The 5,962-nt window shown below is 25.3% G+C and carries 3 protein-coding genes and 1 pseudogene; 2 read left to right on the plus strand and 2 right to left on the minus strand.

Going from position 1 to position 5,962, the window contains the following annotated elements; all coding sequences use genetic code 4:
• The first annotated feature begins 295 nt into the window (after nt 1-295).
• Nucleotides 296-1,672, plus strand: coding sequence for a hypothetical protein (locus T390_RS0103325; RefSeq protein ID WP_027335073.1), 1,377 nt, complete (start codon nt 296-298; stop codon nt 1,670-1,672).
• A gap of 39 nt (nt 1,673-1,711) precedes the next feature.
• Complete coding sequence (locus tag T390_RS0103330; RefSeq protein ID WP_156930766.1) at nt 1,712-3,640, plus strand: hypothetical protein; 1,929 nt, start codon at nt 1,712-1,714, stop codon at nt 3,638-3,640.
• A 40-nt stretch (nt 3,641-3,680) separates the two neighbouring features.
• On the opposite strand, the gene T390_RS03885 is transcribed toward T390_RS0103330, so the two are convergent.
• Both T390_RS03885 and T390_RS04185 read right to left on the minus strand, forming a co-directional pair.
• Entirely contained in the window at nt 3,681-5,516 is a 1,836-nt protein-coding gene (locus T390_RS03885; protein ID WP_051590868.1) for an MIP family Ig-specific serine endopeptidase, read from the minus strand.
• 237 nt (nt 5,517-5,753) lie between these two features.
• Nucleotides 5,754-5,962, minus strand: a pseudogene (locus T390_RS04185) (IS30 family transposase); the annotation flags it as partial.

The raw sequence follows: 5,962 nt of genomic DNA on the forward strand, positions 1-5,962 counted from the left end.
TGTTAAGAGCAATTTAATAATAAATTGCGTTTATATTATATATAAAAAGTTTATTTTCATAATAAATTCACAAGTATTTACACCTAAGTTTATTTTTATAAATAAAAATATTATTTGAAATCAATTTATATTAAAAATAATTAGATTTACCGAAAATTTTTATTACAAATCCAAAATTACTATAAAACAGGTTTATTTGTTAATTTAAACACAGCAACAATTTACAAAAAAAAAAAAAAAAATAATGCAGGATAATTTAGATATATAAAAATATTTAAGTTTAAGAGGTTTAAAAATGTCTAGAAAAAAATCAAAGGTTTTATCTGGTTTAGTTGTTGCATCTAGTGGTGCGATTGTGGCTATGAGCACTACTGCTTTTGCTTCAAATATTAAAAATTCAGAGAATAAGCATAGAGAGAATAAAGACAATTCGTATAATATTTCAAAACTCAATGAATTAATCGAAGAAGCAGAAAAACTTATAAATGATCATAAAACAAATAGCTCAATGGCTAGTTCTGTTCAAAAATTAAAAGAAGCTATTTCTAGTGCAAAACAAGCAATTAATCAAAATACACAATCTATATTGAATGAAATAAATAATTTGGAAACTAACATTGATGACTTTAATAAGGTATTAAATGATTCAATAACTAAAGCTGATAATTTAAAAGTTGAAATTAAGAAACTCGTTGATACTATAACTAACAACTTAATTAAATCAATGGATCAAAACGAAGAATACAAAGATATTGTTAATAAGTTGCAAGAGGCAATTAAAACTACTGGTGATATTGCGAATAATCAAAATATTTCTGATCTAACAAAAATTAAGGAATCGCTTGAAAATGCTATAAATCAAGCTAAAGAAGAAAAGTCTGAAATTGATAAAACAAAAGAAAAAGAATTAAATAATCAAATATCTGCAAAAACTAACGAAGTAAATAATCTAATTAATTCGTTAAATAATATAAAAACAAAATTAAATGAAGACAATCAAAACAATTTATTTGATAATGTAATTTCAAATATTGATAATTTAATTAGTTCGTACAGTGAGGAACTAAAAAATTCTAATTCATTAGAAAAACTAAATGAATTAGTTGAAAATATAACAAATACGATTTCTAAAATAAATGATTGAAAAGTTAATGTTGATTCAATAATTCCTCTGCTAAACGAAGCAAAAACTTTATTAGATAAAACATATGATCCTGATTATACAAGAGATGTTGAAATTTTAAGAAATGCATATAATGAAGCAGTTGCTTCTATTAGTGATATTAATTCTAATACAATACCAACCAACAAAGATAATTTAGCTACTACAATTACAGATTTTAAAGATACAATAGCCGCTAAAGATGATGAAAAATCTAAAACTTTACAAGATTATAATTCTCTTAAAAGAACCATTGAAAATCTTAAAACAACTTTTGAAAATAATAAATATAAAAATGAACCTGAATTTTCTAAATTAATACAAGAAATTACTTCAACTATATCTGATCTTCCTAATTTAGATATGAATAATAATTATTCGTTAATTATGGATAAATTTGATCTTGCTTCACAAGCATATGAAGACTATTCAGAAAAATATAGAGAGTTAAATAGTGGGTATAATGAAGCACAAACAAATTTACAAAATTTAATAAATGAAGCTAAATAACTTTATGAAGAAGAAAAAGAAACATCTACTCAGCAAGATTTGTTAAACAATTTAAAACATTTTATTGATGAATCAGAATCTATGCAACATCCTTCTATATCTGATATTGATCAAAAAATAAATGAACTTCAAAATATAATTAAAGAAGTTGAAGGCAATACAACTCCACAAGAACGACTTAATAAAAAAGTTGCATTTTTTAACAAACAACTTGAAACTTTTAATAATGTTAAGAAAGAATCGGCCGTTTTTGCAGAATCAAGACCTGATGATCCATACTTAAAAAACTTATTTGTAAATAATTTTATGGATAAAATTACTTCTTCTAGCGAATTGATAAAAAATAAAGCTGATGAAATTAAAAATGCTTCTGATAATAGTACATTAACTACCGAAGAAATTAATAATGCAATTACTTTATCAATGCAAAAAATTGCAGAATTAGAAAAAGAATTAAATGAGATTAAAACTTTATATGAAAATTATGTAGCTGAATTTAATGAATTGATTAGAAAAACAGCTGAAAACATCGAAAATTTTGATCGTTTTTATGATACTAAAATGTACCCTAGAGAGTGAAATATTTTAAAAACACTATTTAATGTTTGGGATGATTATTATAAAGATATTTATAACTATTTTTATGATGATAATTATGGATTATATGAAGAATTCTTAGATGGTGGATACGACTATGAATCACTTCCGAAGATTTTTGCAGAAACTATTGATGAACCTTCTAGGATAGAACCGAACTTAGAAATTCGGAAAATAAAAATTAATTCAGCACTTAAAGATTTTGAATATTTCAAAAATAATTTTTATGAAAAATCTATTAGTTTTATAAAAGAATTAAAAGAAAACATCTATTACGATTTTCTAAAACGTCGTCTTAATGAAATTAAACAAACATTTATACCAGAGTGAACACTATGAACTGAAAATAATCCATTATTTAGTGAACAAATAAAAGAATTTTTACCTAACTTTAATGAAATTATTGAATCAAATCCTACTACAAATGAAGAGTATGAGGTTATAAACGATAGTTTTGATGCAAAAACTATTGAATTTAAAAAAGTTATTGTTGACGTTTCAAGTCATTTTAATGGATATGTGACTAAATTAAAAGATCATTTTGGTGGATTTGGATTTTGAGAATTACCTTTTGGAAGATGAATTAATTACTATAGAGATAAAAATAAAAATGAAGCGTTTAGCTATGAAGCCTTGCAAAAACTCCCTTCTGGTGATTTAAATAGATATCTAATGCTAAAGTATAATATAAACGATTTATTTGATAAATATAAAAAATTTATATCTAATTTATACACGCTTCAAATTGAATTAGCTAAAGTAATAAAACAAACATATAATGTTTTCTTATTTAATGATGATAAGTTTTACGAAAATCAAGAAAATAAAAATATTACAATACGCGGTATAAAACACGGTCTATTTAGTCTCGTAAATATATTTGATAAATATAAGCAACATTATCCAGATGTTTACAATATGGTATCAGAATACAGAAAGCAATTTAGTTATCTATTTAATGAAATTAATGATAACTGAAATTCACCTGAAAGTTATCCTCTAATCAATGAAGCTATTGAAATATTATACAAATGAATAAATGTTGATGTTGTTAAGATATCAGAAGCTACAGATAAATTTTATGACCTTGCAATTGGTTGAATAAATGAGAGTGACCAAAACTATAATGATCTTGTTAAAATTTATGAAGAAAATAAACAAAATGATAAATTAAAAGATTATTTCAAAGATAATAACATTAAAACATGATTAGATATATTGGCAAGTCTGCGTTCGTATTATATTACCGATCTTGGTGATGGTGCAATATATAAAATGATTTTTGAGTTTGATAATTTATATGATTATAAAATATTAGCAGATGATCTTCAAAAAACTATAAATGAAATTAAAGAAATTATTCAATCTTAATGATATAACTAATTAAGTTTAATCAATTTAACAATGCAAACTATTTGAATCCATTAGCGAATAATGCTGTAGTAAAACTATTATCGTCAAATCCATTTGAATATAAAACTTTTAAATTTTCTCTATATGAATGTGTTTGAGCTGGATATTTAGTCTTGTCAGTGCCATCAATTAAGTTATAAGCCTTGATAACCTTATTATTTGATAAATGAGCATCATTTGAAAGTAAGAATGGTGTAAAGTATGCATTTCTAGTTAAATCGCCAAGCGAAGCGTTTGCATCAACTAAGCTATGAATTCCGACCATTTGACCAAATTCGTTATAAACTAGTGAACCTGACGAACCATATGTTAATGATGAAAAATTATTTTGAAATACATAACCATAGTGATCACCTAAAACACGACCAAAAACGCTTGTGTAAGGGTTTAATTGGTTAAAACTAATTTTTTCATTATATCTACCAATTGGTAAATTAAATGCTTTATCATTACTTGGAGATTGATTATAAGTTGTTATGTTTGCATCATATCTTTCTGCTGGATTATTATAGTCAAGCACAGACATTCCAGATGTGCTGGTTCCAGGATAGCCTAAAACATAGGTATATTTGGAACTTTGAAGGTTTTGATTGTCATTGTTATTATAAGCTGAAGTATAATCAACAGTTTGCATATAACTCGATTCATCTTTATTTTGGTTAGGTAATATTGGTGTATTTTGCAAGCGAGTTAAATATCTATTTAAGCCATTGATGGCATCCTTAAATCATTGAGCATAATTATTGTTTAATAAGCTTAAATCGACATCAACTTCAAACACAGCAAAATCTGTGTATAAAGGAATAAATTCTTTGGTTTTTAAATAATGGTTATAAATTCAATATTTTGAATCTTTATCGTTTTGATCATCTTGACTTAAGTTATTAAACTCATCTTGTACTTGTTTTTTAAGGTCTTCTTGGAATTCATTTAGATAAGAACGATCTATAAAATCAAATCCAGCGAAAACCAATTTAGGGTTTGAAATAGCTGTTTTGGCAACAACTTCAGTGTTAAAAGCTCCATTATCTGAATATGAAGCATTTTTGAATTCTTCTTGATTAGCTATTCATTTCGTCTGATGATTAGTTGTTGTTCCGTTAGGTTTAATTTCAAAAGTATCGCCTGTAAAAGTATCTGCTTTTCCAAAAGAAATACCTATGGTTTTGTAACCTCTTGGGTCTTTATAGTTTAATGATTCAAATTCATTAGTATTTGAAAGTAATGAAGCAACATGTAAATTAGTTGCAAAGAATAACTTATATTTATTTTCATTATACTTATGATAATCTAATAATCAAGTTGTACCCGCCGAAGAAGCTAAAAATGATGATGTACTTGAATTTGTTTTATTTGGATCTAAATCAGTTCCAAATTTTATAGCAAGAGTTCTGTCAAATAATTCTTTATAGATGGTATTTCTATCAACTTGAGTAAATTTAGAGACATCCATATTGTAATTATGTTTTTTAATCTGTTGTTCTTGCATTTTCTTGATGTGTTCAAAAATATCCATAGGATTGCTTAAATTAGGTTGAGCAGGTTCTTCAGTTGTTTCGGGATTTTTATTTTCTACTTCGGTTTTATTTGCTTCAATTGGGGCAGTAGTTTTATTTTCTTCTTGTTTTGATTCTGCTGAATTTTCGGTGCTATTCCCGGATGCATTATTAACTGTCGAATTTTCGGCAGTATTATTATTTTCTGCAGAAGTTGTAGTATTGTTCACAGTCTGATTGTTATCGGTTTTATTACAGCTTGAAGCCACGGCAGGGAGGATTGCTATTGATAAACCACCTAATAGTGGAAATTTAAGTTTTTTAAGAATCTTTTTCATTATTGCCTCGCTTTATTGATATATGTATTTTTATTATATTATTAAGCGTTAACAAAAATTTAAAAAAATATATTCATTATAAAAGTGAGGTTCCAAAATTGAACCCCACTCCCAGATTGTAATTTCAAAAGCTACAATCAAAATAAAGATATATCTTATTTACAAGGTATATCTTTTTTATATATTTTAAAAAACTTAAATAATAAAAAATCAAGATAGACATCTCAATTTTTATAATTAATCTATTAGCTTTTTAAAAAATTTGTTTCTATTAGCGTTGCTTGCGTGTCCTCGTTTTTGTCATCCGTATAAATTTTCATTTTCTGGTATTTCATTTCACGGGTTTTCTTGACTAAGTTTTGTGTAAACATCAATAGCAGATAAATAACCTAAAATCTCTCTAGGTCTATTATTAATTATGTTTTGTACATACAAAATATTTTCGT

The organism is Mycoplasmopsis felifaucium ATCC 43428 (assembly GCF_000687775.1).
Classification (GTDB): domain Bacteria; phylum Bacillota_I; class Bacilli_A; order Mycoplasmatales; family Metamycoplasmataceae; genus Mycoplasmopsis; species Mycoplasmopsis felifaucium.